The 324-nt window shown below is 40.1% G+C and carries 1 protein-coding gene; it reads left to right on the top strand.

The window, feature by feature from the left end:
• On the top strand, positions 1–324 hold a 324-nt coding region (locus PZH32_RS12120; protein WP_275208507.1), incomplete at both ends, for a hypothetical protein.

Genomic DNA, 324 nt, shown 5'->3' with positions numbered 1-324 from the left:
CATCTGCCGACGCTTGGACTGGAGGCAAAGGATTTAAAGAGCAAGTATCTTTATAATACGAACTATGTCATCTGGGATAATATCGGATTGCAGAAAAAAGATGGAAATATAGCGGCATATCAGATCATGGCAGAAGTTTTTGACCGGTTGGATATTCATTCCGGTACGATCTTCAATTACCATCAGCAGAGAAATAAGACAAAGCATTATCTGTCAGATCTGGAACTGCTTCAGTATGATATCATGTATGGAAAGCAGTATGCTTATGAAAAAAATGGTGCACCGATCACAGAAGGTCATATGGTCATGGGAGTTAAGGATGCC

Source organism: Adlercreutzia equolifaciens (assembly GCF_029076695.1).
Lineage (GTDB): Bacteria > Actinomycetota > Coriobacteriia > Coriobacteriales > Eggerthellaceae > Adlercreutzia > Adlercreutzia equolifaciens_A.
This window is presented reverse-complemented; position numbering and strand designations above follow the sequence as displayed.